The following is a 26,627-nucleotide window of genomic DNA, read 5'->3' on the forward strand; positions in this document are numbered from 1 at the left end:
CCTGCTTGTGTGATGTTATAACGTCTCTTATTAGGCCCCACATCTCAAGCGCAAAAGGGGCCAATCGTGAAAATTCGTATCTTCCTTCTCTCCGCCGTCTCGATCCCGGCCATGACTCCTCATGCGGCATTCGCCGCCCAGGCGGGTAGCATCGCAGATCGCGACATCGTGGTGACCGCCTCGGCGCTGGAGCAGAAGGCGGACGAGACCGCGACGCCGGTGGTCACCTTGTCCGGCGAGGATTTGGTTCATCGCCGCCAGGCGACGTTGGGCGATACGCTCGCCGGCCAGCCCGGCATCAGCTTCGACAACTTCGGCGGCGGCGCCAGCCGCCCGGTCATTCGCGGCCAGACAGCGCCGCGCGTCCAGTCTTTGACCGATGGCGCGAACATTCAGGACGCCTCGGCGATCTCGCCCGATCACGCCGTCACCACGGAGCCATTGCTTCTGCGTGGTATCGAAGTGCTGCGCGGTCCCGCCGCCCTTCTCTATGGCGGCGGCGCGATCGGTGGCGCGATCAACCTGCTCGATGACAAGGTGCCAACGGCGATCCCCGAGGGCGGTATCTCCGGCGTTGCGGAAGGCCGTCTGGGCACCGCCGACAAGGAACGCTCGCTTGTCGGTGGATTGACCGCTGGTGTCGGCCCATTCGCCTTTCACGTCGAAGGCGTCCATCGCAGCTCCGACGACTACCGAGTGCCGAAGCGCTTCGGCGACCGGCATGTCGACGGTTCCTACAATGATACGTCCACCTTCAGCGTCGGCGGCTCGTGGATCGGTGACGGCGGCTATCTGGGCGTCGCCTATACGCGCCAGCGGAGCGAATATGGCTTGCCCGGTCATGCTCACGAATATGAGGACTGCCATCCACATGGGAGCAGCCTGCACTGCGGCGGCCATGATGATCATGAGGAAGACCATGATCACGGGCACGAGGGTGAGCACGAGGAAGTGCCTTTCGTGAAGCTGCGGAGCGAACGTTTCGACATCCGCAGCGAATATCGCGACCCGCTGCCGGGCTTCGAGAAGGTGCGCTTCCGCATGTCGTTCACCGACTACGAGCACGACGAGGTCGAGGAGGACGAAGTCGCAACAACCTTCAAGAACAAGGCGCACGACATCCGGTTAGAGCTGACCCACAAGTCGATCGGCGGGCTGCGCGGTGTCTTCGGCGTCCAGCATTCGGAAAGCGATTTCAGCGCGCTCGGCGAGGAAGCCTTCCTGCCTGAGAGCGAGACCGGCAATACTGCGCTCTTCCTGATGGAGACATTGCAGGCAGGGCCGATACGGTTTGAGCTCGCCGCGCGGCACGAATGGCAGCGCATCAAGACCACGCTGAATCGGCGGGCCGAGCACAATCCGTTCTCGATTTCGGGCGCGGCCGTTTGGGACATCAATGGAGATTATTCGTTGGCGCTGTCCCTGGCGCGCTCGCAGCGCGCGCCCAACGTCCAGGAACTTTATGCCCGAGGGGTTCACCTCGCGACTAACACCTATGAGCTGGGCACTGCCACGCTCGGCAAGGAGACGGCGAAGTCGATCGATCTCACCTTCCGCAAGACCACCGGAGCGACCACCTTCACCATCGGCGCCTATCATCAGCACTTCGACAACTATATATTCGCGGACACGCTCGACCAGTTCGAGGACTTCCGCCTGATCCGCTACACGGCAGCGGATGCAACCTTCACCGGCATCGATGGCGAAGTCCGCCATCAGTTCACGTCCGACTTCGGCGTGTCGGTGTTCGGCGATTATGTCCGCGCCAAGCTGAAGGACGACCTTGGCAACCTTCCGCGCATTCCCGCCGGGCGCCTCGGTGGGCGCGCCGATGGCAAATGGGGAGCGCTGTCGGCCGACGTGGAATATTACCACGTCTTCGAGCAGGGCAAGGTGGCGTCCTTCGAGACGCGCACGCCGGGCTACGACATGTTCAACGCCACGCTGGCCTACAAGCTTGAGCTGGGGCCGAAGGCCGACGCCGAGTTGTTCGTGCGGGCGAACAACTTGACCAACGATCTCGCCTTCAACCATGCGTCGTTTATCAAGAATGCCTCACCGCTACGCGGACGCAACTTCACGTTCGGCTTGCGAACAGCGTTCTGAGGATCAGCAATGGGCCGGAGAGGCGGATCGATCCCCTGCCTCTCCGGCCGTCAGCGCGGATGCCGGAAGCCATGGCTCAGGCGTAGCTGACCCAGCCCCGCCAGGTGAAACCCGCATAGAACAGTTCGACATCGGAAAAGCCCGCTTCGCGCAGGATCGCCTCGTCCTCTTCCGGGCTAAGCATTGGCACATGGGCATCGACGGTCTCGCACATCTTCTCCACCTGATCTGAGGGCGCACCTGAGGCCAGCGCGAAGGCCGCATAGCGTGACAGCCAGCGCGCGCGCTGCCCGTCGTCCTGCGGGAAGCTCGAATGCGCCGCGACGAAAGCCGCGCCCGGTTTGAGCCGGCGATGCAGCTCTCGCACTGTGCGGGCTCGCTCCGTGGGCTCGAGAAAATGCAGGGTCAAAAGGCAAGTTGCGCCGTCGAACGGTCCTTCGGGCGCGTCATCGATATAGCCTTCGCAGAAAGTCACGCGATCCGCATCGGGGCCGAGCACGCGCGCAGCCTCGTCCAGCATAGCCTTCGCGGGATCGACCCCTAGAAATGTCCAGCCAGGCTGTGCCTGCGCCATGGCCCGCAACTCGAGCCCCCCACCTGCGCCGAGAACCAGGACGCGTGCATCCCTCGGCGCGCGCTCGGCCAGGGCGATCGTCGTCATCCGATGCAGATCGGCGAAGCCGGGCACGAACAATTGCGGGCCGTCGCCGTAGCGCTTCGCATGTTCGGGGTCGTTGAAGGACGCGAGCAGCGACTGCATCGTGACATCATGCGGCATGAATGGTCTCCAGATCGAAGGATTGCTTGTGCGCGGTCAGCCGCTCGTGGAAATCGGCGCCGAGTGCGGCGAGCGTGACTGCGCCGAAGCGTGACAGCAGCAGGGCTTCGGCGTCGTCGAAGGCGCGGCCGAGCGCCGCATTGACGGCCTGCTCGACAAGGCAGCCAGGCGACTCCGTCCTATTACCGATCGCCAGCAGCGAAGGTTCGCCCAGCGCCTCGTAGACATCGCGCAGGGTGAGCGCCGAAAGATCGCAGGCGAGCGTCCAGCCACCGCCATGCCCCTTCTCCGAGCGCACATAGCCGCGATCACGCAGGCCCGCCATGATCCGGCGCACCACCACCGGGTTGGTCAGCATCGCTCTGGCCAGCATTTCGGATGTAGCCGGCCCATCATGCTCGGCCAGGTGCAGCAGCGCATGCAGCACACTCGACAATCGGCTATCACGTTTCATGTAACATCAGTTATTGCGTGAAATGCGAAGAGTCAACGCGCACTGTATCCTGCAGCTATTCCGCTGCTGGTTGCGCCGCGATCACATAGTCGTGCCCGTGCCGAAGCGCTCCGTCCCGCATGATTTGCTCGATGGCTCGGGCGCGCAGTTCCTCGCCTTCAGCTCTCAGGGCGCCAGCCAGCGCACGGTTTGCGAGCTTCGCCAGACGCGGGCCGCACATGTCGATCTGGCTGTTTACGAACCGCTCCTTGTAGCGGATCGGGAATCGCTTGGCTGCGGTGACCTGGAACCCCGACGCCTCGAGATGATCGACGACCCACTGCGCCGGATATTCGCGATAGGGGGTGTCTCCCGTCAGCAGCATGCAGGCATCGCGGAAGCGGCCGATCTCCCGGATCAGGTCTCCGGCCGGCGTGTCCGCCGCTGCATTCACATAGGGCTCAAGGCCGACGATGTAGAGACGGCGACCGACGAGTGGCCGCAGCCGGACAAACATCTTGTGCTGGAAATAAGGCGCGAACCCTTCGACCGCGCCAATCAGGTAATCGGCCAGAACCGTGTCATAGCGTTCGCCCGCGAGCAGTGTGGGGGCAGCCCAGTTGCCGAGCACGATGCGATCCTGCGGGCGGCGAGCCGCCTCAACGGCGTCGCGAACCTGAACGGCATGGCCTTCTGCTCCGGTCACGGCGGTCCAGCGGTTCGTCGCGAGGTTCGATATCCATTCGATCGAGTTCGTGCCCGTTCCGGCATCGAGAACGCTACCCCATGGGATTTCACGCTGAAGGCCTTCGATATAGCGGAACAGCGCGGACGCCTTTCGCGGCTTAGACAACTCAGCCCGGTCGGGCATTTCTGAGCCTGTAGAAGATGCCGCTTTCATCCTGCCCCGTCAGCTCCAGCGTGCCGGTGATGACGGTCGGGTTCATCTCGTCGACCCTGACCGGAACCGCGGCATAAACCTCGATGAACTGATTAGGCATCGCGTGCATATGGAAAGGGCATCCTGGTGGGTAGGCGAGCAGTACGAAATGCTTTTGTCGGGCGCCATTCTCCAACGGCATCATCCACCCTGCCACCTTGATTTGCCTGCCAGCGAGCGCCTGGATAGCAGGCGGGAAGGCCGGTTTCGTGTAGATCATACGAGTCTTGGGGTCGGTGCGGTCGTTGAGCCTCGTGGTTTCCAATAGCTTCCATGACGTGCCGCCGGGCGGTGTTTTCGCCGGCTGCCAGACATCCTGCACCGGGGCCTTTCCGCTCTCCTGCATCGCAGCGGGCGCGGGACCGGACATTAGAAAGACTACGCAGAAGACCGCACTCAGGGATTTCAAAAAACGAGGCTTCATGGAATCAGCTTGCCCTTGCCAGTGTCGCGGCGAGATCGATGCGGAAAACGCGGAGCGCAGGGACCAGCGCAGCAGTGAGTCCGATCGCGATCACTGCCCCGAGGATCGCAAGCTCGCCGCGATGCGGTTGCCATGGCTGCAAGCCCAATTCGCTCAGTGCCGTGAAACTCCGCACTGCCGCAGCGAGAGCGACATGGCCGAGAAGGACGCCAAGCACCCCGCCGACGAACGCCATCGCCAGCCCCTCGGTCATGACCGTGCCGAATATCCGCGCGTGGCTCGCGCCCATGACACGCAGCAGGGCGAGATCGCCTTCCCTCGCGCTCGCGGCATTGAGCAAGGTGACGAAAATCGATAGGCCGCCGACGGCCGCAAGCAGCCAGGCGAACAGCCTTGCGCCATCGATGCCCGCGCCCAAAAGCGACAAGAGCCGCGTGGTCTCGATCGCCGGAACCGCCGCCTGCAAATCGGTCTGGCGGTTGACCATCGACGGAATTCGAACGGCACCCGCCGCATTACGGTAGCGCACAAGCAGGGCGGTAACCTCAGGCGCCAGTTGGCCGCGGCCATCGGTGATTGCGGCGGTCTTATCGTCGTGTTCGGCATGAGCCTCATGCTCATGGGCTTCCTCGCCACGGTCATGGTCCTGATCGTCCTGGGCAATGCCGTGGACGTCCCACACGGTCTCGACCGAGGTCAGGATCAGCCGGTCGATCACCGTACCAGTGGGTTTCAATATGCCAATCGTTGTGAAGGGATGGGCATGATGTTCGCCGGCTCCCTCGCCGTCGCCCAGGCCGTGACTACCGATGAACTTCTGGCCAAGCCCGGCACCGAGCCTGGCCGCCACCGTTGCGCCCATTACCGCTTCGCCCTGCTTCTCGAACATGCGTCCGCTCCCCAGCTCAGCACCGTAGAGCCCGGCATAGGAGGGCTCGGTGCCAACGATCCGGTAGCCCCGGAAATTGTCGCCGAGCGCGAGTGGCACGACCTGCGCCACCGCCGGGTCACGCCGCAGCAGGTCGATGCTCGCCAGCGGGATGTTCCCGGTCGGCTGATCCATCTGGTAGATGCTGGACAGGATGAGCTGGAGGGGCGAGCCCTTGGCGCCGACCACGAGATCGATCCCCTGCGCATTGCGTTCGAGCCGCTCGGCCAGCTGCGTCGACGCCAGCAGCAGGATGGCCAGCGTTGCGACCGCGAGCGCCAGCAACAGGATATTGAGACCGGTGACCGACCGCCGATCCTGCATGTAGGCAAAGGCAAGACCGAGCATCAGGCCGCTTCGCTCACAGCGCTGCCGAGCGACAAAGCGTTCGGAATGAATGCCCGCAGGCGGTGATCGTGCGTAGCGACGAGCAGCGTCGTGCCCCGTTTCCTGGCCGTATCCAGCAGCAGGTGCGCGATCGTTTCCGCATTCAAATCGTCAAGCGCGCTCGTCGGTTCGTCTGCGACCAGCAGATCGGGCCGGCCTACCAGAGCACGAGCAATGGCGGCGCGTTGTGCTTCGCCCTGGCTGAGTTGGCGCGGCCGCGCGTCGGCACGATGTGCGATACCGAGCGTGCCAAGCAGGCCCTCGATCTCGGCATCATTCGTACTGCCATGGCTCAGTCGCTGCGCCAGGCGCAGATTCCTGCGGATGCTGAGGGCGGAGACCAGACGCAATGTCTGGAAGATGATCCCGATCCGCCTGCGGCGCAGATCGTCGCGTGCGGCGCCGCCAAGGCCCGTCATGGGTTCACCGGCAATGACGACCTCTCCCGAATCCGGCGTCAACAGCCCGGTAATGAGGTTGATGACCGTGCTCTTCCCCGATCCGGACGGCCCAAGCAGCAGAAGATGCTCGCCAGGCGCGACGCTGAACGTCAGATCTCGCAAAACGGGAGCGGCGCCATAAGCTTTGGATAAGCCGCGCACTTCGAGGACATCGACGGCTCCTTCCCCTCCACTGGAGCCGCCATGTCGCATCTGGAAGGGTTCGTATCTTGAATTCACACGCAGGTCGGTCATAAGTGACGATATAACATCTCTATCTTGAAATGGACAAGACACGATCATGGCGCTGACCGAACTACCAGAACGGGTCGCAGGCAATCAGGTTGATCTGGACGTCAGGGTAGCACCTGCAGTCCATGTTTCCTGCCCAACAGCCCTTCGCCAAATTCACAACAGGGATACGGCACTGACGGTCTGGCGGCGGAGCCTTTCCGATGATGTCGACGCGGAACTGGCAGGTCTCGTACTGGGTGAAGTCGACGACATACTCTTCGCAAGCGAGACTGGCGCGCTGGAGACAGCGCTGCCCGGCGCCATGGAGCAAGCCGGTTATCCCGGCCTTCCCGCCCTCACGGCCGACATCGCCATGCTCGCGCGGCAGCACGCGGCGGTCACGGGTGATGCCAAGATCAGGATCAGACTCGAGGTGGTGGAAACCGACGCCTGCCGGAAGTTCCATTCCGACTATGTGACGCTCAGGACGATCACCACCTATCTGGGTGAGGGAACACAGTGGATCGAGGTAAAAGCCCGGGACATGGCCGGCCTTTCCGGCGAACCCGAGATCCGGCAACTTGGTGTGGGCGACGTCGGCATGTTCAAGGGGCGATTGTGGCAGGAGGCTCCTACGATCCTGCACCGCTCGCCGCCGATCGGAGATACTGACGCGCAACGGCTCGTGCTGGTGATCGACCCGGCACCGGATGAAGATGAGAGGGCGATCAGATTGGAAGAAAAATGCGCGTGAAGTGGAGCGTCCGGATCGTCGCAGGTTGCGCGTTTGCCGCACTTGCCTCCCCCGCCACGGCCAATGAAGGCATGTGGATGCCGCAGCAGGTGAAGGACGTCGGGGCTGCGATGCGTGGCGATGGGCTCCAGCTCGATCCGGCATCGCTCGGCCGCTTCGATGCGCCGCCGCTCAACGCCATCGTCTCGCTCGGCGGATGCTCCGCCTCTTTCGTCAGCCCCGAGGGGTTGGTCGCGACCAATCACCACTGCGTGCTGGGTTCCATCCAGTACAACAGCAAGGCGGGCCAAGACTATCTGACCAATGGCTTTCTGGCCAAGAACCACGGCGAGGAGTTGCCCGCCGTGCCGGGCACGCGGGTCTATGTGATCGAGGATCTGCGGGATGTGACGAGCGCCATGCTCAAGGGTGTGACCGCGAAGCTGGAGGGCCTTGCCCGCTACGAGCGGCTCGACGCCAATCGCAAGGCGCTGATCGCAGAGTGCGAGAAGCAGCCCAATCGCCGCTGCGACGTCAGGCCCTATTATGGCGGGGCATCCTATTATCTTCAGCAGCAGCTAGAAATTCAGGATGTCCGGCTGGTTTATGCCCCTGCACAGGGAATCGGCAATTTCGGTGGCGACACCGACAACTGGATGTGGCCGCGCCATACCGGTGATTTCGGATTCTACCGCGCCTATGTGGCGCCCGATGGTTCCTCGCGTCCCCATGCCGCCGACAACGTGCCCTATCGTCCGAAGAGCTGGTTGAAGATAGCACGCGAGGGCGTGAAGGAAGGCGACTTCGTGATGGTCGCCGGCTTTCCGGGCACCACCAATCGCCTGCGAACGGCCGAGGAAGTGCGGTTCAACTTCGCCGAATACGAGCCGCTCTGGCAGCGGCTGCTCGCCGACTATGCCGCTCAGATCAAGCGTGCGACGGCCGGCGACCGCGAGGCTCAGATCCGCTATGCCTCGATCCTCCAGGGCGCCGAGAATTACGAAAAGAAGCTGGCGGGCGACCTCGCGGGTGCCGATGCGATCGGCCTTGACGCGCGCAAGAATGCCGAAGAGGACGCCTTCCGCGACTGGGTCGCGGCCGACCGCGCACGCCAGACGCGCTATGGCGCAGCGATCGAAGTGCTGGACGCGGTGGTCATCGAGAACAACCGGGAATCGCTCAAGGGCCTGCGCCAATCACTTCTCAATCGTGCGCAACTCCTCTCATCGGCGCGCACCCTCTACCGCTGGGCGAGGGAACGCGAGAAGCCTGACGCTGCCCGGGAAAACGGCTATCAGGATCGCGACCGCAGGCTGATCGCCGACCGGTTGACGCAGGTCGAGCGGCGGTTCCTGCCCAGCGTCGATCGCAAGCTGTTCGAGGCCGCGCTCGAGGAATATCGCCAGTTGGAGCCGGCCGACCGGGACGCGCGGTTCGAGACGGCGCTTAGCGAGATCGGCCTCGACCGGCTCTATGCCGGTACAAGGCTAGGCGACGCCGCCACGCGGCTTGCCTGGCTCGACAAGCCGGCGTCCGCATTCGAGGCGTCCGATGATCCCTTCATCAAGCTGGCTGCGGCGCTCTATCCCGGCGACATCGACAGCGAGCGCAAGGAAAAGGATCGCGCCGGGCGCACGCAGGCAGCCCGCTCGGCCGCCATGCAGGGGTTGCTCGCCTATCGGGCTTCGATCGGTCAGCCCTCGTATCCAGATGCCAATGGCTCGCTTCGCCTGACTTGGGGCAAGGTGACAGGGCGCACGCGCGACGGTCAGATCTGGACGCCCTTCACCACCGCCGAGGGTCTGCTCGCCAAACATACCGGCAAAGGCGAGTTCGATGCGCCCGATGCTGCGGTCGCCGCAATCCGCGCCAGGGACTATGCTCCCTATGTTTCGGAGGAGCTGAAAACGCTGCCCGTCGACTTCATGTCGACGGTCGACATCACCAATGGCAATTCGGGTTCGGCAACGCTGAATGCGCGCGGCGAGTTCGTTGGTCTTGCCTTCGACGGCACGCTCGATGGGGTGATTTCCGACTGGGCTTATGCGGCCGATCGCAACCGCACCATCCATGTCGATAGCCGCTTCATGCTCTGGACCATGGACAAGGTCGATGGTGCGCACCGGCTGCTCGAGGAGATGGGGTTACGGCCGGCGCCAAGGCTCCTGAACCGATCGATGGTTGGTTTTCGCTTCGCGGTTCTTGAGGGGCAGGCTGTGGCGGTTCATAGGAGTAGGATGGCTCACACACCCGATGCGCATCTTGCCCTGAAGGATTCGTCGCTCCTTGATGCGGCGCGCACGGTTCTGACTGCCGACGGCGAGCAATGGACCGAGATGCGCGCCCATGTCTTCGAGATACTCGCCCGGACTGGTCAGCCGATCAGCGCCTATGAGGTGGCCGAGCAACTGAGCACGATCATGGGCCGGCGGATCGCACCGAACAGCGTCTATCGGATCCTCGACCTGTTCGTCGCGCGCAATCTGGCGCTTCGCGTCGAGAGCCAGAATGCATTTCTGGCGAACGATCATCCGGGCTGTGTCCACGACTGCATCTTCCTGATCTGTGACATGTGTGGTGCGACCACGCATATGGACGACGACAAGGCCGCTCAGACCGTTCGGAAAGCGGCAACCCGGAGCGGCTTCCAGGCCACACGGCCGATCATCGAGGTTCGCGGCAAATGCGGCGCCTGCGCGGCCAGTTGACCTGATCTGGCCCTTCTACCGTTGAAGGGCCATCGGGCGCGGTCCGACCCAAATGGCTGACGCTGTTCCTTGACTAACCGCTTCTTGCAATTGTATGTGACGTTATAACGTAACACACAGGAGTTCGCGTGGGCCTTATCCTTCGTGGCGACCAGTCGCTCATCCCTATCTCGGTGCTCACCGGCTTCCTGGGGAGCGGCAAGACCACCGTGCTGAACCGGCTCGTGCGCGATCCCGCCATGAGCCGGGCGCTGGTGGTCATCAACGAGTTCGGCGCGGTCGGGCTGGATCATGACCTGGTCGCTCGTTCGGACGAGGATCTCGTGGTTGAGATGATGGGTGGCTGCTTGTGCTGCACCATCCGCGGCGACCTGGTGCGCACCCTGCGCGATGCGCCCTTCCGCTTCGCGCGTGATGGCAAATGCTGGTTCGACCGCCTCGTCATAGAAACCACCGGCCTCGCCGACCCGGCGCCGATCCTGCACACGCTGATGACCGACGACCATTTGCAGACGCTCTACCGCCTCGACGGCGTGATCGCGACCGTCGATGCCGCGACCGGCATGGCGACGCTCGATGCGCAGGAGGAATCGGTAAAACAGGCGGCGGTCGCCGACCGGCTGCTGCTGACCAAGACCGATATCGCGTCCGACGCCGACATTCGGGCGCTGGAGGCACGGCTGCGGACGCTCAACCCCGCCGCGCCTATCATCAGGACGACGAATGGCGAGGTTACGGCGGAGCGACTATTCGATGCCGGGATCTACAATCCGGCCACCAAGAGCGTCGACGTCCAGCGCTGGCTGAATGCCGAGGCATATGAAGACGATCACCACCACAACCATCACCATGACGTAAACCGGCATGATGATCGCATCCGCGCGATCTGCCTGACCTTCGACATGCCGCTGAAGGATACGGCCTTCGACCGCTGGATCGGTATCCTCACGACCTTCAAGGGACCGGACGTGTTGCGGATCAAGGGCATCGTCAACATCGAAGGGCTGGACAAGCCGCTCGTCATTCACGGTGTTCAGCACGTCCTGCACACGCCGGTCGCGCTCGACGCCTGGCCGAGCGAGGATCGTCGCACTCGCATGGTGTTCATCGTCCGCGACATGGACGAAACCGATCTGCGCGGCACGCTGACGCTGATGACGCTGGGGCTGGAGAATTTCGCGCTCCAGGGCGATGACGGTTTCAATCTCGGTACAGCACCGGGACTGATCCCCGATCGTCCTGAGCCAGCCATGGGCGGATATGACGGTTGGCGTGGCGCATCATGACGGCGACCTCGTCCATGTTCGCTGAGCGCCTGTCGATCGAGCAAATCGAGCTGGGTGATGACCTGGCGCCCCGTTTCGATGTGGAGGGCCTGTTGCCGGCGATCGTCGTCGATGGCGCAAATGGCCAGATCCTGATGCTCGGGCAAATGAGCGCGGAGGCGCTGCAACTGACCATTGCCACCAGGCAGGCGCACTTTTGGTCGCGCAGCCGGCAGAGGATCTGGCGCAAAGGCGAGCATAGCGGCTTCATACAGACAGTCGAACGGATGCTGGTCGATGACGATCAGGACGCCGTCATCCTGTCCGTGCGCGTGGATGGACCGGGAAGCTGCCATGTCGGATTCCGCTCCTGCTTCTATCGCGAGATTGATCTGGAAAGCACCGATCGTCCGCAAGCAGTCCGGCTCCGGCGGATCGAGGCCGCACCCGCCTTCGATGCCGAGACCGTCTATGCCGGCCTGCCCAACCCGACGAAATTGTGAGGCCGCTGCCGACCGGCACCGTCCCTGGATTGAAAGAGGTCAACATGCTTGCGACACCTGACAAGCGACTGCCCGTCACCGTCCTTTCCGGCTTCCTCGGCGCCGGCAAGACCACGCTCCTCAACCACATCCTCGCCAATCGCGAGGGCAAGCGCGTGGCGGTGATCGTCAACGACATGTCCGAGGTGAACATCGACGCCGATCTGGTCCGCGGCGGCGACGCCGCGTTGTCGCGAAGCGAGGAAAGCCTGGTCGAGATGACCAATGGCTGCATCTGCTGCACCTTGAGAGACGACCTCCTGAAAGAGGTTCGCGCACTCGCGGAAAGTGGCCGGTTCGACTATCTGGTGATCGAGAGCACCGGCATCTCCGAGCCATTGCCGGTGGCGACCACCTTTTCCTTCCGCGACGAGGCGGGCCTCTCGCTTGGTGACGTTTCGCGGCTCGACACCATGGTAACGGTGGTCGATGCCATCAACTTGCTGAAGGATTATTCGAGCCAGGATTTCCTGGCCGACCGGGGGGAGTCGCTCGGCGAGGACGATACACGCAGTCTTGTCGGACTACTGGTTGAACAGATCGAGTTTGCCGATGTGGTGATCGTCAACAAGGCGAGCGCCGTGACGCCGGATCAGCTCGCCGTCGTCAAGAAGCTGGTCGCCTCGCTCAATGCCGACGCGAGAATCCTTACCTGCGATCATGGCGAGGTTTCGCTCGACGCCATTCTCGACACGAGGCTGTTCGATGAACAGCAGGCGGCGCGGCATCCGCTATGGGCCAAGGAACTCTACGGCTATGCCAACCATCAGGCGGAAACCGAGGAATATTGCATCGAGAGCTTCGTCTATCGCGCGCGCCAACCCTTCGATCCAGCGAAGTTCCACACGTTCCTGATCGACGGCGGTCTCGATAATGTCGTGCGCGCCAAGGGGCATTTCTGGCTGGCCACGCGGCCCGGCTGGGTCGGCGAACTAGCGGTGGCCGGTTCCCAGACGATGACCTCCCGAATGGGGCGGTGGTGGGCAAGCATTCCGAAGAACCAATGGCCCGATGATGATCGCTTCGAGCAATTCGTTGCCGGACATTGGGACAGCATTTGGGGCGACCGGCGACAGGAACTGGTGTTCATCGGCATCGGCATGGATGAGGCCCGTATCCGCAGCGGTCTTGATACCTGCCTCTTGCCGGTGCGCGTTTTCACGCCGGAACTGTGGATGGGGCTGCGCGATCCGTTTCCTTCCTGGGGGGAAGTCGTGCCCCAGATGACATGAGCTCCGCATCGAGAGCACCCATTTCGATCTCATCTCTGGAAAGTGAGCCGAAGTGGTGATCGAGTTGCGCCAGCTCCGCTATCTGATTGCGGCGGCCGAAGCGGGCAGCTTCAGCCGTGCGGCGCGCAACCTCAACATTAAGCAGGCGACGCTGAGCCGCCACATCCTCGAAACAGAGAAGCGGCTGGGCATGGCGCTGTTCGATCGCAAGACGCGCGGCGCGACCCTGACGACAGATGGGGCGATCTATTTGCGCACTGCGCAGCGGATCGTGAAAGAGTGGGAGGAACTGAACGGCTGGGTCCGCTCGACCCGCAACGGCGAGGCGGGCAGGCTGGCCGTGGGCTTCTACACTTCCTTTTCTGCCGGCAATCTGCGCGCAACCGTGGGCGAGTTCGGCGAACGCCATCCCGAGGTCAAGGTGCACGGGTTCGAGCGCGACCGCGACATGTTGCTGGCCGGGATTGAGAGTGGCCTGCTCGATATCGCGATCATGATCGGCGAGGCGCCTTACCCGGGAGCGATGAGCCGCCCTTTCTGGAGCGAACGCATCCTGGTGGCGATGCCGGAAGATCATGCGCTAACTGCACGCGAGCGCATCCACTGGACCGACCTGACCGGCGAACGCTTCCTGCTGACCGAGCGAGATCCCGGCCCGGAGACGCGCAATATGCTCTTGGCCAAGCTCGGGATGCCCGGTTACACGCCGGAGATCGACATGGATGACATCGGGCGCGAGACGGTGCTGAGCGCCATCCCGCTCAGCGGTCGCCTATCGATCGTGGCGGAATCGGCGCTCGGCATTCAGGTCCCGGGTGTGGTCTTCCGCGAGGTCCACGAGACCAACGGCCACATGCGGATCGGTTTCTCCGGTTACTGGCGCGCGGACAATGAGAATGCCGTGCTGCGCCGATTCCTTGATTTCGTCGCCGTCCGCTATTCGCTGCCGCCCGTGTCGGGGCCGCAGCCATCGTCTCAGCAACCGGGAAAGGAGCAGTCATGACGCAAGGCAAGGCACTCATCATCGTGTTGGTCATGCTGGTCATCGGGTTCGGCGCGGGTTTCGTGCTGCGCCCGGTGATCATCCCAGCGGGACAGACCGCGGCGGTCGCCGGGCCGCTTGCCGCTGTCTCGGCCCCGGCCGAACTGCGCGGCCGGCAATATTTCGCGGCGCATCTGGATGAAGCGCGGCAGGTCATGGCGCAATGCGCGGAAGGCTCGGTGCGGGGCGACGAGTGCGCCAACGCGGAGCAAGCCGTGATCGAAGCTGAAGGCCGGGACCGCTTCAAGCGGTTCATGGGGAATTGAGGCGGGCGACCTTCACCTTCAATTCCCCTGCGCGCGATGCCGGCGAAAGGCCCGGTCGGTTTCCATGAACCGGGCCAGCATCGGCGCGACCAGCTTCTCAGGTGGAACCGGCGATCCCCCGGTCTCGGCTGCGAGCGCGGCGGCATAAGCGACAAGATCGCGGTGGAGCGGCGCCGGCACCTCCACGGTGAGTTTGACCGGCCGGTCGTCGGCGAGCGGCCCGAGCTTCAACTTCGTCATCGTGTCGCTCCAACAGGTTCGAGCACCAGGTCGCGGGTCAGAACGACCCGCAACGGATGGCCCGGCCTAATGGTGAGCGTCGGCTGCACGTTCAATTGCCGCCGCACGATCTGCTGGCCGGTCTGGTTGATGGTGTCCTGCGAGCCGCGGCGCAGCGCGCGGGTGAGGTCGTCGTCCTCGTCCGCGCCCAGCTCTGTACCAACGCCGAGGAGCGTCGAGATGGCGGCAGCCTTGAGCAAATTGCCCCAATGCTGGTTCACGCGGTCCTGCAAGCCGGCGAACCCGGCTGCGTCCGCGCCGGGCTGGCGCTCGAGAACGATCGAGCGCCCGTCCGGCAATATCAGCCGATCCCAGGCGAGCAACACGCGGGGCTGCCCGGCGGCGATCTCGCTGTCATATTCTCCGATCAGCCGCGCGCCCTGCGGGATGAGCAGGATACGCCCGGTCGGACTGTCATAGACGTTGGCCGTCACCTGGGCGGTGATCTGGCCGGGAAGGTCGGAGCGGATGCCGGTGATGAGCGCGGCCGGGATGATGCTGCCGGCCTGCACGACATTGGGCGATGGCGGAGCTGCAAGTCGCTCGACGCTCACCGTGCGCTGGCTCGACGCTTGCGCCATGAAGGCCCGCTTGGCGGCCTGGTCTCCCTGCGCCGTTTCGGCGGGCTGGGCGGCGGCGTCCGGCGCGGCGGCAGCAATGTTCGGCAGCGAAGGGATGGCTGCGGATGCGCCTCCGCTCCCTCCACCGAGGAACACGCCGCTCATGCGCGCGGCATCGCGCTCCTGCTGGGCGCGCTGGCGGGCGGCTTCCTCGGCCTGAGCGCGAGCGTCGACCTGGGCGCCGACCGGCGGGACCGGCACATTCTCGCCGCGCTGCTGGGCCGAGACAATCGGGCCGCCGAGGTCGCCGGGAAGCGGCGGGCCGAGGCGCGGCGCCTGGCCATAATCCTTCGGCCCCGACGTAATCGTCTCGGCCGTGGCGCGGCTCTCGGTGCTGTAGAGTTCCTTCGCTTCCTTCTGGCCTGCCGGCTTGAGCGCATAGATCAGCGAGCCGCCGATGCCGAGGCCGGCGACGACGCCGATGACGGCCAATGCCTTTCTCGACAGGCGCATGACACGGGGCGGGTCGCCGCGAAGCTGAAAGGCTTGCGGATCGGAGCGCGGTGCCTGCGGCGCGGCCGGTTCGATGGGATCGGTCACGGCCGCCCCCTGCGTCCGTCGTCGCGCACGATGCGGACACGCTGCTCGCTGCGTTTGTCGCCCAGCCGCAGCTCGGCGGCGGCGAACAGCCGATCGACCACCATGTAGCGGCCCTGCACGCGGTAATTGACCAGCTCGGCGTCGCCGGTCGTGCCAGTCACGAACAGCGGCGGCATCTCGCCCTGCGAGATCCCGGCCGGAAACTCGATGAACACCTGGGCGGAATCATCGAATGCACGGACAGGTTTCCACGGCGCGCGGTCGCCTTCGATCCGGTAGCGGAAATTGAGCGCTGCCACGTTCACGCCGGTCGCTGCCGGCGCGGCGGATGCGGCGGCGGCGTTGTGCGCCTGCAAGGCGATCAGGGCATCGTGCGGATAGCTCCACGAGACCGACGCCATGTAGGTCGCAGCCGTGGCGCGCAGCTCCAGATGATAGGTGCGGCGGTCGGTATTGATGACGAGGTTGGTGGCGAGGTCGGGCCGCGTTGGCTTCACCAGGATATGCACGCGGGCCGTGGCGCCGCGGCCGCTCACCGTGTCGCCGATGATCCAGCGCACGGTGTCACCGGCCGCCACCGGCCCTGCGCCCACGAGCTGCTCGCCCTCCTGCAAGGCGATGTCCGTCACCTGGCCGGGCGCGGTATAGACCTGATAGAGCGCGCCATCGGTCCAGGGATATTGCTGGATGGCATTGAGGAATCCGTCGCGCACCGGCTGCACGCGGGCGGCGGCATTGGCCGCGCCGACACGGCGACGAGGATCGGCAGGCTCGGGCGGCGGCGCGGATTCCCCGACCGGCTTCAACTGACCGGGAAGCGGCAGCGGCTCGGGGATCGTCACCACTTCGACCGCGCGCGGGGGTTCCGCGGCAGGTGTCGCCGCGATCTCTACGGGCGAATTGTCATAGGCGATGGCGGGCGGCTTCGCCGAGGTGGTGGCACAGCCGGCGAGCGCGGTGGCGGAGACCAGCAGGACCACCGAGGCGGAGCGGCAGAAAGGCGTGTGCGTCATTGCGACAGCTCCTTTGACCAGTTGAGGGCGTTGACGAAGACGCCGAGCGGATTCTTGCGCAGCGCATCGGGGGTGCGCGGCGGTTGCACGACGATGGTGAGGATGGCCGACCAGCGTTCGGTGGCGGCGAGGCTGCCATCCTGATAGCGCCGCTCGGTCCAGGCGACGCGGAAGCTGTCGGGCGAGGCCCGGATGACGCTGGATACGTCCACCGCGACCTGCACCTTGCCGACCTGTGTGAACGGGTCGTTGCTGCGGGCATAGTCGTTGAGCGCCATCGCCCCGCGATCGGTCGTGAAGTCGTAGGCGCGCAGCCAGTTCTGGCGGACGATGACCGGATCGGTGGGAATCGCGCGGACTTGCTCGATGAAGCGAGCGAGATGGAACGCGATCTGCGGATCGGTCGGACGGTAGCCGGCGTCGGCCGGCGCGACCGCTTGCGCCTCGCCAAGCCGATCGACTTGCACCACCCAGGGCACGATATGGCCGCGCGCCGACTGCCAGATGAGGCCGCCGGTGAGGCCGCCCGAAAGAGCGAGCGCGCCGAAGAAGGCGAGCCGCCAGTTCTTCGCCTGCACGCGGGCCGAGCCGATGCGGTCATCCCAGACCTGCGCGGCGCGCTGGTAGGGCGTGACGGGTTCGGCGGTCTGGCCGTAGCGGATGGTGGGGCGTCGGAACATGGATCAGTCCTTCTCTTTGATGTCGGGACCACCGCCGCCACCGTGGCTGTCACCCGCCTTCATGGTGTGGGCGAGGACGGTCGCGCCGTGGGTCATCGACTGGCGGTGTTTCATCGCGGCCGCCCAGGCGGGCGCTCCCGAGGCGCTGGCGGCGGAGGATGCTGTCGCCGTGCCGGCGGGCGCGGCGGGTGGCGCGGGCCCGCCGGTGATCGTGCCGCCGCTGGCGGTGAAGCCGGCGCGGGCGCCCGCGCGGAAATTGGCCTTCATCGCCTCGCCGCCCTTGGCGGCCGCCTTGCGCAAGGGGGAGAGGACGGCGTTCGCCGCGCTTCCTGCCGCCGCCTGGCCGACCGCGGACATACCGCCCGCGACGGCGCCCGCGCCGCTCTTGCCCAGGGAGCCGAGGCTGTAGGCGCTGGTCGCGCCGCCTGCCATCTGAGCGCCACCCCGCGCGGCGGCGCCGGTCATCCGGGCGGCCGCGCCGGCGGCGGAACCGGCGGCGCCCACACCGAGCCGTGCTGCGGCTGCGCCGCCGACCAAGGCGCCCGCTGCCGCGAGCGCGGTGCCGGCCGCCGCGCCCGCGCCGAGCTGCGGGCCGCCCGAGACGATGCCGTTGGCGATGCCGGGGCCAAAAATCGCGAGGCCCAGCAGCGACAACGCGGCGAGCGCGATGGCCATGACCTGATTGATGTCCGGCGCGACACCGAGGTTCGCGCCGGTGAACTGGCTGAACAGCGTGGTGCCGATGCCGGTGATGACGGCGAGGACCAGCACCTTGATGCCGGTCGAGACGACATGGCCCAGCACGCGCTCGGCCATGAAGGCGGTCTTGTTGAAGAAGGCGAAGGGCAACAGGACGAAGCCGGCCAGCGTCACCAGCTTGAACTCGATCAGCGTGATGAAGACCTGCACCGCGATGATGAAGAAGGCGAGCACCACGATGACCCAAGCGAGCAGCAGCACGAGGATGAGCGCGAGGTTCGAAAACACGGCCCAGAGGTTGGAAAATTGGCCCGCCGCGTCCATCAGCGGCTTGCCCGCTTCCAACCCCTTCGCGGCGATCATGCCGGGCTTCATGAAATCGGCGATCGACATCGCGCCGCCGCTGGCTTGGAGGCCGAGGCCCGCGAAGCTCTCGAAGACGATGGTGGCCAGGGTCGAGAAGTTGCCGATGATGAAGGCGAAGGTGCCGATATAGAGCGTCTTCTTGACGAGGCGCTGAAGCACGTCCTCGTCCGCGCCCCAGGCCCAGAACAGGCCGGCCAGCGTCACGTCGATGGCGATCAGCGTGGTCGAGAGGAACGCGACCTCGCCGCCGAGCAGCCCGAAACCGCTGTCGATGTAGCTTTGGAAAACGCCCAGGAAGGTGTCGATGACGCCGGTGTCGTTCATGGTGCGGCGCCTTCGGCGGACGGCGACATACTGCCATCGTGCTTTGTTGCGGCGGCGCCCTCGTCTTGGCTGAAGAAGCGGCGGCGGTTCTCGGCCCAGGCGGCTTCGCAGCCCGAGTCCGGCATGGTGAGCGTGGCGCAGCGGTCGAGCTCACGCGCGAGCCGGTCCTGGCCCGCTTCCGCCGGCAGCGCGAAGGGCGGCGGCGGCGCAGGCTCATCGGGCTGGACGGCGGCGACGATCGCCACCGTCATCATCAGCCCGGCCAGCGCCGCCACTCCCGCGATCTTCACCGTGCGCGACATAGCCTGCCTCAGTTGCCCATGAAGCGGCGGAACCGCTCGCGCCCCTCGGCCTCTTCTGCGGCCTGACGGGCGGATTGCAGCGCCTGCGCCCGGCCCTGCGCCGCGACCGCGGCAGTGAGGTCGGCGAGCTGCTGCGATTGCAGAGCGAGAAGCTGGTTGCCCGCCTGGGTCGCCTGAAGCGCGCCGGTGGCGGACTGGCTGGCCGAAACCAGGCCGTCCATCGTCGTGCGCGCGCCCTCGATATTGCCGACCACGCCGGCCTGGACACGCATGGCGTCCTCGAACGCCCCGACGCTATCCTCCCAGCGCGCATTGGCGTTGACGACCATGCGGGCGTGATCGCCGGTCAGCGCCGCACCCTTGTAGCGATCGGTGAACGCCTCCTGGACGTTCTGCACATCGTAGGCGATGCGCTGCGCCTCGCCGAGAAGCTGCTGGGTGCGCTGCACCTGCTGCTGCAACTGCTGGAGCGAACTGAAGGGCAGCGAGGCCAGGTTGCGTGCCTCGTTGATGAGGCTGGTCGCCTGGTTCTGGATTTGCTGGATCTGGTTGTTGATTTGCTGAAGCGACCGCGCGGCCGTCAGCACGTTCTGCGCATAGTTAGTGGGGTCATAGACGATGCCCCCGAACTGCGCGTGGGCGGGCATGGGCGCGACGGTCGGCGCGATGGCCAGGGCGGCGAAGACGCCGGCCACGAGGGCGCGGCGGGCGGGCGGCAGTTTCATGAGGAAATCTCCATGTCAGGCGTGAGGGGGAGTTCGGGCTGGCGGTCGAACACAGGTTCCGGCAGCAGCTCGACGGCCCAGGCGCAGCCGCGATGCCGCAGCCATTCGGCGACGAAGGCGGATGCGCCGTGGGTTTCGATGATCTCGGCGATGCGGAGTTGGTCGGCCTTGGCCGAGGTGGCGGTGAAGGCCAGCGCGACCTCGCCCAGCCCCAGCTCGAACAGCCGGTTGCCGCGCCGCGACTGGCAGTAATAGTCGCGCTTGGGCGTCGCCCGGCTCAGTATCTCGATCTGGCGGGCATTGAGCCCGAACCGCTCATAGATCGCCGCGATCTGCGGTTCGGCGGCGCGCTCGTTGGGCAGGAAAATGCGCGTCGGGCAGGACTCGATGATGGCCGGCGCGATGCTGCTGGTCTCGATGTCGGCCAGGCTCTGTGTGGCGAACACGACGCTGGCGTTCTTCTTGCGCAGCGTCTTCAGCCACTCGCGGAGCTGCGCCGCGAAATCCGGGCTGTCGAGCACCAGCCAGCCCTCGTCGATGACGATGAGCGTGGGGCTTCCGTCCAGCCGGCCTTCGATCCGGTGGAACAGATAGGAGAGCACGGCCGCGGCCGATCCCGCGCCGACCAGGCCCTCGGTCTCGAACACCTGCACATCGGCTTCGCCCAGCCGCTCGGCCTCGGCGTCGAGCAACCGGCCCCACGGTCCGCCGATGCAATAGGACGCCAGCGCCTGCTTGAGCTGCTGCGACTGGAGCAGCACCGCCAGGCCCGTCAGCGTGCGTTCCGACATAGGCGCCGACGCCAGCGAGCCCAGGGCCGACCAGATATGCTCCTTGGCCTGCGGATCGACTGCGACGCCTTCAGATGCGAAGATCGCCGCCAGCCATTCGGCGGCCCAGGCCCGCTCGGCGGCATCGTCGATATGGGCGAGCGGTTGAAGCTGAACGCCATCGCCCGCCTCGTCCGCGAGCATCCCGCCCAAGTCCTGCCAATCGCCGCCCATGCCGAGCGCGGCGGCGCGGATCGAGCCGCCGAAGTCGAAGGCGAAAACCTGCGCGCCTTCGTAACGCCGGAACTGCATCGCGATCAGCGCGAGCAGGACGCTCTTGCCCGCCCCGGTCGGACCGACGATCAGCGTATGGCCGACATCGCCGACGTGAAGGGAAAACCGGAACGGGGTCGAGCCTTCGGTCTTGCCGTGGAGCAAGGGGGGTTGTCCGAAGTGCTCGTCCCGTTCCGGCCCCGCCCATACCGCTGACAGGGGGATCAGGTGGGCGAGATTGAGGGTGGAGACCGGCGGTTGCCGGACATTGGCGTAGGTGTGGCCGGGTAGGCTTCCCAGCCATGCCTCGATCGCGTTCATCCCCTCGGGAATGACGGTGAAGTCGCGGCCCTGGATGATCTTCTCGACCAGCCGCAACTTCTCGGCCGCGATGGCAGGATCACGGTCCCACACCGTCACCGTCGCGGTGACATAGGCCATCCCCGCATAGTCGGCGCCCAGTTCCTGCAGGGCGGTGTCGGCGTCGGCGGCCTTGTTCGATGCGTCGCTGTCGAGCAGCGTGCTCGCCTCGTTGGTCATCACTTCCTTGAGGATCGCCGCGACGGACTTGCGCTTAGCGAACCACTGGCGACGGATGCGGGTGAGCAGCCTGGTCGCGTCGGTCTTGTCGAGCATGATCGCGCGGGTGGACCAGCGATACTCGAAGGCCAGGCGGTTCAGCTCGTCGAGCAGGCCGGGAAAGGTGACGCTCGGAAAGCCGATGATGGTCAACGTGCGCAGATGATGATCGCCCAGGCGGGGCTCCAGCCCGCCGGTTAACGGCTCGTCGGCGAGCAGCGCGTCCAAGTGCATCGGGGTTTCCGGCACGCGCACGCGCTGGCGCCGGGTCGAGATCGTGCTGTGCAGATAGGTCAGGGTCTCGGCGTCATCGAGCCAGCGGACCTCGGGCACGAAGCCTTCGACCAGGTTGAGCACCCGGTCGCTGCGGTCGCTGAAGCCCTTGAGCAGCTCCCACGGATCGACGCCTGTATTCGCGCGGCCCTCGTAGAGCCAGGCTTCGGCCCGCGTGGCGTCCTCGGCCGGCGGCATCCACAGCAGCGTCAGATAGTAGGCGCTCTCGAAATGCGCCCCTTCCTCCCGGAACTGTTCGCGCCGCTCCATGTCGACCAGGGCCGACACCGGATCGGGAAACTCAGCGTCGGGATAGTCTAGCGCCGGCGTGCGTTGAGCCTCGACAAAGATCGCCCAGCCCGATCCCAGGCGGCGCAGCGAATTGTTGAGCCGCGCCGTGGTGGCGACCAACTCGGCGGGCGTGGCGCTGTCGAGATCGGGGCCGCGGAAACGGGCCGTGCGCTGGAACGAGCCGTCCTTATTGAGGACGACGCCCTCGGCGATCAGCGCCGCCCAAGGCAGGAAGTCGGCCAGGTGCGCGGCTTTGCTGCGGTATTCGCGCAAGCTCATCATGGCTGCATCCAGCTCGGATGACGGAGGTGGCGGCGGGCCACGTCCACGAATTGCGGATCGCGGCGCGCGGCCCAGACGGACAGCGAATGGCCGATCACCCAGATGACTAGGCCGGCGATCCAGAGGCGCAGGCCGAGGCCAATCGCGCCCGCCAGCGTGCCGTTGACGATGGCGAGCGCGCGCGGGGCGCCGCCGAGCAGGATCGGCTCGGTCAGCGCCCGGTGGACGGGGGCATAAAAACCCGCGGTCGGCTCGGCTGTGTCCATCAGACCAGCGCCCCGCCGCCAAACGAGAAGAACGACAGGAAGAAGCTCGACGCGGCGAACGCGATCGACAGGCCGAACACGATCTGAATAAGCTTCCGCGCGCCGCCCGACGTGTCGCCGAAGGCGAGCGTCAGCCCGGTGATGATAATAATCAGCACCGCTATGATCTTGGCGACCGGGCCCTCGATGCTTTCGAGGATCGACTGGAGCGGGGCTTCCCACGGCATCGACGATCCGCCCGCATGGGCCGGAACGGCGAAGGTCAGCGCGACGACGCTAGTAGTGGCGGCAAGCATGGCGCGGCGTGCGCCATGCCGAAGGGCATGGATCATGGCAGGTCTCCCGGTTGGGTGGTGGAAAGCGAAGTGAGGCGGTAGTCGCCGGTGGCGGGGTCGAGCCCCTCGACACGGGCCAGGTCGGCAAGGCGGCGGCCGTGTCCGTCGCGGACCAGCACGGCGATCAGGTCGATGGTCTCGGTCAGGAGCGCGCGCGGGACCGTGATGACGGCCTCCTGGATGAGCTGCTCCATGCGGCGCAGCGCGCCAAGCGCGGTCCCGGCGTGGATCGTGCCGATGCCGCCGGGGTGTCCGGTGCCCCACGCTTTGAGGAGGTCGAGCGCTTCTGCGCCGCGCACCTCGCCGATCGGGATGCGATCAGGCCGCAGGCGCAGCGACGAGCGGACCAGCTCGGACAGCGAGACCACGCCATCCTTGGTCCGCATGGCGACAAGGTTGGGCGCGGCGCATTGCAGCTCGCGAGTATCTTCGATCAGGACGATGCGGTCGGAGGTCTTGGCGACTTCGGCCAGGAGCGCGTTGACCAGCGTGGTCTTGCCGCTGCCGGTTCCGCCAGCGACGAGAATGTTGGCGCGGGTTTCGACGCCGTGCCGAAGCGCCTCGGCGTGAGACGCCGACATGATCCCGGCCGCCGCGTAGTCGTCGAGCGTGAACACGGCGACGGCGGGCTTGCGGATCGCAAACGCCGGTGCGGCGACGACGGGCGGCAACAGCCCTTCAAATCGCTCGCCGCCCTCCGGCAGTTCGGCCGAAACGCGGGGGCTCCGGGCGTGAACCTCGACGCCGACATGGTGTGCGACCAGGCGAACAATGCGTTCGCCGTCAGCAGCGGTCAGCAACTCGCCGGTGTCGCTGATGCCTTCGCCCAGCCGATCGACCCAAACTTTGCCGTCCGGGTTCAACATCACCTCGATGACGGCAGGGTCTTCCAGCCAAGCCGCGATCGATGGCCCCAGCGCCGTGCGCAACATCCGCGCGCCGCGTGATCGAGCCTCGGATCGGAGTGAGTAAGCGGTCAACAACTAGCCCCTGGATTGGACCGGGCGAACCGCCGCCCGGCGTCAGGGGCACATCAAGAGAGACAGCAAAGGCCAGGATTCAACAAGTAAATGCAGGCGTCGTAGTCTGGCGAAGAAAGACAGGGAGCAGCGTAGGCGGCTCATTCTTCTTGGGGCGGCAAGTCTTCGCTGATCTCCTGCCGGACTTTCGGACCTTTCGCGAGTCGACGGCCCAACGCCTCCATGAAAGCGTCGTAGCGATCACCGCCCTGGCGGCGCATGGCGGCCCGCTCCGCTTCGGGCGGCGGCGGCGTGTTCGACAGCCAGAAGCGCACGAACAGCGCAATCATCTCGACACCGATCCCCACATCACGCTCCAGCCGGGTCGTGCGCCGGTCCAGCCGGTCGATCCGCTTGGCGATGGCTGCTTCGCGCTGCTCGTCGGCGTCGGGCGACAGGAATGAGGCGATGGCGGCCTCGGCGACCAGGGAGCGGGATTTGCCGCGCCGGTCGGCATAGGCCGCGAGCGCGTTCATCAGCTCGGGGTCGAGATAGACCGAGAACGGCGTCTTGGTGCTCATAGCTCGATGCCGTCGCCGGGATCGAGCGACGCCCTCTGTGCGAGCCCCTGCATCTGGCGACGCACCGCCGCCTGCCGCGCCGCGTCGGTGTCGGTGTCGGCCTCGATTTCGTCCAGCTCGAACTCGTTGGCGGGCGCAGGCTTGGGCGGGGGCGCAACGTCGATATGGCGTTCCATGTCGGGCTGGCGGCGCAGGCCCGCATTCGCCGGGTCCTCATCCTCGCCGGCGGTCTCGCGCGGCTGGTCCTGCTGCGGCGGTTCGGGTTCCGGCGGCGCAGCGATCGGGGACAAGCCGCTCCAATCGTCGGGACGTGGCTTGCCAGCGCCGGCCTTCACGTCCGGCGGCGGTAGCACCCTTTCGGTGAACCGCCGGTCCTTATAGTAGCGGACCTTCTTCGCCCGGATCGGCGCGATGCCCGCGACCATGACGATCTCGTCGTCGGGCGGGAGCTGCATCACTTCGCCGGGGGTCAGGAGCTGGCGGGCGGTCTCGGAGCGCGACACCATCAAATGCCCGAGCCAGGGCGAGAGGCGATGCCCGGCGTAATTTTTCATCGCCCGCATCTCGGTCGCGGTGCCGAGCGCGTCCGATATGCGCTTGGCGGTGCGCTCGTCATTCGTGGCGAACGACACCCGCACATGGCAGTTGTCGAGGATCGCATTGCTCGGCCCGTAAGCCTTCTCGATCTGGTTGAGCGATTGGGCGATCAGGAAGCTCTGGATGCCGTAGCCGGCCATGAACGCCAGCGCGCTCTCGAAGAAGTCGAGCCGCCCCAGCGCCGGGAACTCGTCGAGCATCAAGAGCAGGCGGTGGCGCGATTGCCGCGCCTGCAAATCCTCCGTCAACCGCCGTCCGATCTGGTTGAGGATGAGGCGGATGAGCGGCTTGGTGCGCGAGATGTCGGACGGCGGCACGACGAGGTAGAGCGTCGCCGGCCGCTCGTCCTCGACCAGATCCTTTATGCGCCACTGGCAGGTCCGCGTGACCTGCGCGACGACGGGATCGCGGTAGAGGCCCAGGAACGACATGGCGGTGGACAGCACGCCGGATCGCTCGTTGGCGGATTTGTTCAGCAGCTCGCGTGCAGCGCTGGCGACGACGGGATGCACACCGGCTTCGCCCAGGTGCGGCGTCGTCATCATGGCATGTAGCGTGGACTCGATGGGCTGGCGCGGGTCCGACAGGAAGGCGGCGACACCGGCCAGCGTCTTGTCCTCGCCCGCATAGAGGATATGGAGGATCGCGCCCACCAGCAGCGCGTGGGAGGTTTTTTCCCAATGATTGCGCTTCTCGAGGCTGCCTTCCGGGTCGACCAGCACGTCGGCGACGTTCTGCACGTCGCGGACTTCCCAGGCGCCCTTTCGGATTTCGAGCAGCGGGTTGTAGGCGGCCGACGCGGCGTTGGTCGGATCGAACAGCAGGACGCGCGTGTGCTGTGCGCGGAAGCCGGCGGTGAGCTGCCAGTTCTCGCCTTTGATGTCATGGACGATGGCGGAGCCCGGCCAGGTGAGCAGCGTCGGCACGACCAGGCCGACACCCTTGCCCGATCGCGTCGGCGCGAAGCACAGCACATGCTCGGGGCCATCATGCCGCAGATAGTCGCGCCCGAGCCGCCCGAGCATGACGCCGTTCGGCCCGAGCAGCCCGGCTGCGCCAACTTCCTTGCGCGCCGCCCAGCGCGCCGAGCCGTAGGTCTGGGCGTTCTTCAGCTCGCGTGCCCGCCATACCGACATAGCGATGGCGACGACGATCGCGGCGAACCCGCCAGAGGCGGCGATGAAGGCGCCGGTCTGGAATATCTCCGGTGCATAGGCGTCGAACGAAAACCACCACCAAAAGAAGGCCGGCGGCGGATAGACGGGCAAGTCGCCGAGCCTGAACCAGGGCGGGCCGAGTTCCGGCTGATAGGCCAGCGCCGCGGCCGTCCACTGCGTCGCCGCCCAGACCGCGGCGAGCACGATCAGAAAGACGGTGATGACCTGGCCCCATAGAATCTTGGTCGCGGACATGAA

Annotated in this window: 27 protein-coding genes and 1 pseudogene; 9 read left to right on the forward strand and 19 right to left on the reverse strand. The window is 65.7% G+C overall.

Features of this window, described 5'->3' with window-relative positions:
• The first annotated feature begins 66 nt into the window (after positions 1–66).
• Positions 67–2,106 carry a TonB-dependent receptor gene (locus MOK15_RS13380; RefSeq protein ID WP_242932064.1) on the forward strand — a complete coding sequence of 680 codons (2,040 nt, stop codon included), beginning with the start codon at positions 67–69 and terminating at the stop codon, positions 2,104–2,106.
• A 76-nt stretch (positions 2,107–2,182) separates the two neighbouring features.
• Here the strand turns inward: MOK15_RS13380 and MOK15_RS13385 are convergent, their stop codons facing one another.
• From MOK15_RS13385 to MOK15_RS13410, 6 genes are read right to left on the reverse strand one after another with little or no spacing between them, the layout of a single operon-like run.
• Entirely contained in the window at positions 2,183–2,884 is a 702-nt protein-coding gene (locus MOK15_RS13385; RefSeq protein ID WP_242932065.1) for a class I SAM-dependent methyltransferase, read from the reverse strand.
• Positions 2,874–3,338 (reverse strand): Rrf2 family transcriptional regulator, encoded by a 465-nt coding sequence (locus MOK15_RS13390; RefSeq protein WP_242932066.1) that lies wholly within the window; start codon positions 3,336–3,338, stop codon positions 2,874–2,876. Before MOK15_RS13390 ends, MOK15_RS13385 begins: the two co-directional genes overlap by 11 nt.
• A 55-nt stretch (positions 3,339–3,393) precedes the next feature.
• Positions 3,394–4,188: a class I SAM-dependent methyltransferase gene (locus tag MOK15_RS13395; RefSeq protein ID WP_242932067.1), complete on the reverse strand. Its 795-nt coding sequence runs from the start codon at positions 4,186–4,188 to the stop codon at positions 3,394–3,396.
• Positions 4,172–4,681: a DUF3299 domain-containing protein gene (locus MOK15_RS13400; protein WP_242932068.1), complete on the reverse strand. Its 510-nt coding sequence runs from the start codon at positions 4,679–4,681 to the stop codon at positions 4,172–4,174. The genes MOK15_RS13395 and MOK15_RS13400 overlap by 17 nt, the downstream gene beginning before the upstream one ends.
• 4 nt (positions 4,682–4,685) lie before the next feature.
• Positions 4,686–5,957, reverse strand: a complete 1,272-nt coding sequence (locus MOK15_RS13405) for an ABC transporter permease (protein ID WP_242932069.1) — start codon at positions 5,955–5,957, stop codon at positions 4,686–4,688.
• Positions 5,957–6,691 carry an ATP-binding cassette domain-containing protein gene (locus MOK15_RS13410; RefSeq protein ID WP_242932070.1) on the reverse strand — a complete coding sequence of 245 codons (735 nt, stop codon included), beginning with the start codon at positions 6,689–6,691 and terminating at the stop codon, positions 5,957–5,959. Before MOK15_RS13410 ends, MOK15_RS13405 begins: the two co-directional genes overlap by 1 nt.
• Before the next feature lie 46 nt (positions 6,692–6,737).
• Here MOK15_RS13410 and MOK15_RS13415 point away from each other — a divergent pair, with 46 nt between their 5' ends.
• From MOK15_RS13415 to MOK15_RS13450, 8 genes and pseudogenes are all read left to right on the forward strand, one after another.
• On the forward strand, positions 6,738–7,424 hold the full coding sequence (locus MOK15_RS13415) for a DUF1826 domain-containing protein (protein WP_242932071.1): 687 nt from the start codon (positions 6,738–6,740) through the stop codon (positions 7,422–7,424).
• A gap of 71 nt (positions 7,425–7,495) precedes the next feature.
• Positions 7,496–9,535: pseudogene (locus MOK15_RS13420) on the forward strand (S46 family peptidase); the annotation flags it as partial.
• A gap of 105 nt (positions 9,536–9,640) precedes the next feature.
• Positions 9,641–10,111: a transcriptional repressor gene (locus MOK15_RS13425; protein ID WP_242932754.1), complete on the forward strand. Its 471-nt coding sequence runs from the start codon at positions 9,641–9,643 to the stop codon at positions 10,109–10,111.
• A gap of 128 nt (positions 10,112–10,239) precedes the next feature.
• Positions 10,240–11,397, forward strand: coding sequence for a GTP-binding protein (locus MOK15_RS13430; RefSeq protein ID WP_242932072.1), 1,158 nt, complete (start codon positions 10,240–10,242; stop codon positions 11,395–11,397).
• On the forward strand, positions 11,394–11,879 hold the full coding sequence (hisI, locus tag MOK15_RS13435; RefSeq protein WP_242932073.1) for a phosphoribosyl-AMP cyclohydrolase: 486 nt from the start codon (positions 11,394–11,396) through the stop codon (positions 11,877–11,879). Before MOK15_RS13430 ends, hisI begins: the two co-directional genes overlap by 4 nt.
• A gap of 44 nt (positions 11,880–11,923) precedes the next feature.
• Positions 11,924–13,150: a GTP-binding protein gene (locus MOK15_RS13440; protein WP_242932074.1), complete on the forward strand. Its 1,227-nt coding sequence runs from the start codon at positions 11,924–11,926 to the stop codon at positions 13,148–13,150.
• Positions 13,151–13,205: 55 nt separating this feature from the next.
• Positions 13,206–14,153 carry a LysR family transcriptional regulator gene (locus MOK15_RS13445; protein WP_242932075.1) on the forward strand — a complete coding sequence of 316 codons (948 nt, stop codon included), beginning with the start codon at positions 13,206–13,208 and terminating at the stop codon, positions 14,151–14,153.
• Positions 14,150–14,458, forward strand: coding sequence for a hypothetical protein (locus tag MOK15_RS13450; RefSeq protein WP_242932076.1), 309 nt, complete (start codon positions 14,150–14,152; stop codon positions 14,456–14,458). Before MOK15_RS13445 ends, MOK15_RS13450 begins: the two co-directional genes overlap by 4 nt.
• Positions 14,459–14,476: 18 nt before the next feature.
• Here MOK15_RS13450 and MOK15_RS13455 read toward each other — a convergent pair whose 3' ends face one another.
• The 13 genes from MOK15_RS13455 to MOK15_RS13515 form a co-directional block, all read right to left on the reverse strand.
• Positions 14,477–14,698: a DUF2274 domain-containing protein gene (locus MOK15_RS13455; protein ID WP_242932077.1), complete on the reverse strand. Its 222-nt coding sequence runs from the start codon at positions 14,696–14,698 to the stop codon at positions 14,477–14,479.
• Entirely contained in the window at positions 14,695–15,897 is a 1,203-nt protein-coding gene (locus tag MOK15_RS13460) for a TrbI/VirB10 family protein (RefSeq protein WP_242932078.1), read from the reverse strand. Before MOK15_RS13460 ends, MOK15_RS13455 begins: the two co-directional genes overlap by 4 nt.
• Positions 15,894–16,910 (reverse strand): P-type conjugative transfer protein TrbG, encoded by a 1,017-nt coding sequence (trbG, locus tag MOK15_RS13465; RefSeq protein WP_242932079.1) that lies wholly within the window; start codon positions 16,908–16,910, stop codon positions 15,894–15,896. Before trbG ends, MOK15_RS13460 begins: the two co-directional genes overlap by 4 nt.
• Positions 16,907–17,590, reverse strand: a complete 684-nt coding sequence (gene trbF / locus MOK15_RS13470; RefSeq protein ID WP_242932080.1) for a conjugal transfer protein TrbF — start codon at positions 17,588–17,590, stop codon at positions 16,907–16,909. The genes trbG and trbF overlap by 4 nt, the downstream gene beginning before the upstream one ends.
• Positions 17,591–17,593: 3 nt before the next feature.
• On the reverse strand, positions 17,594–18,979 hold the full coding sequence (trbL, locus tag MOK15_RS13475) for a P-type conjugative transfer protein TrbL (RefSeq protein ID WP_242932081.1): 1,386 nt from the start codon (positions 18,977–18,979) through the stop codon (positions 17,594–17,596).
• Positions 18,976–19,281, reverse strand: coding sequence for a putative entry exclusion protein TrbK-alt (gene trbK-alt / locus MOK15_RS13480; protein WP_242932082.1), 306 nt, complete (start codon positions 19,279–19,281; stop codon positions 18,976–18,978). Before trbK-alt ends, trbL begins: the two co-directional genes overlap by 4 nt.
• Positions 19,282–19,289: 8 nt before the next feature.
• Positions 19,290–20,006, reverse strand: a complete 717-nt coding sequence (trbJ, locus tag MOK15_RS13485; RefSeq protein WP_242932083.1) for a P-type conjugative transfer protein TrbJ — start codon at positions 20,004–20,006, stop codon at positions 19,290–19,292.
• Complete coding sequence (gene trbE, locus MOK15_RS13490; protein ID WP_242932084.1) at positions 20,003–22,474, reverse strand: conjugal transfer protein TrbE; 2,472 nt, start codon at positions 22,472–22,474, stop codon at positions 20,003–20,005. Before trbE ends, trbJ begins: the two co-directional genes overlap by 4 nt.
• A complete protein-coding gene (locus MOK15_RS13495) occupies positions 22,471–22,740 on the reverse strand; it encodes a VirB3 family type IV secretion system protein (RefSeq protein WP_242932085.1) in 270 nt (89 codons plus the stop codon). Before MOK15_RS13495 ends, trbE begins: the two co-directional genes overlap by 4 nt.
• Positions 22,740–23,072 (reverse strand): TrbC/VirB2 family protein, encoded by a 333-nt coding sequence (locus MOK15_RS13500; protein WP_242932086.1) that lies wholly within the window; start codon positions 23,070–23,072, stop codon positions 22,740–22,742. Before MOK15_RS13500 ends, MOK15_RS13495 begins: the two co-directional genes overlap by 1 nt.
• Positions 23,069–24,055 carry a P-type conjugative transfer ATPase TrbB gene (gene trbB / locus MOK15_RS13505; RefSeq protein WP_242932087.1) on the reverse strand — a complete coding sequence of 329 codons (987 nt, stop codon included), beginning with the start codon at positions 24,053–24,055 and terminating at the stop codon, positions 23,069–23,071. Before trbB ends, MOK15_RS13500 begins: the two co-directional genes overlap by 4 nt.
• Before the next feature lie 140 nt (positions 24,056–24,195).
• Positions 24,196–24,615 (reverse strand): CopG family transcriptional regulator, encoded by a 420-nt coding sequence (locus MOK15_RS13510; protein ID WP_242932088.1) that lies wholly within the window; start codon positions 24,613–24,615, stop codon positions 24,196–24,198.
• Positions 24,612–26,624: a conjugal transfer protein TraG gene (locus tag MOK15_RS13515; RefSeq protein WP_242932089.1), complete on the reverse strand. Its 2,013-nt coding sequence runs from the start codon at positions 26,622–26,624 to the stop codon at positions 24,612–24,614. The genes MOK15_RS13510 and MOK15_RS13515 overlap by 4 nt, the downstream gene beginning before the upstream one ends.
• Positions 26,625–26,627: the final 3 nt, after the last annotated feature.

This window comes from Sphingobium sp. BYY-5 (genome assembly GCF_022758885.1).
In the GTDB taxonomy this organism is placed as follows: domain Bacteria; phylum Pseudomonadota; class Alphaproteobacteria; order Sphingomonadales; family Sphingomonadaceae; genus Sphingobium.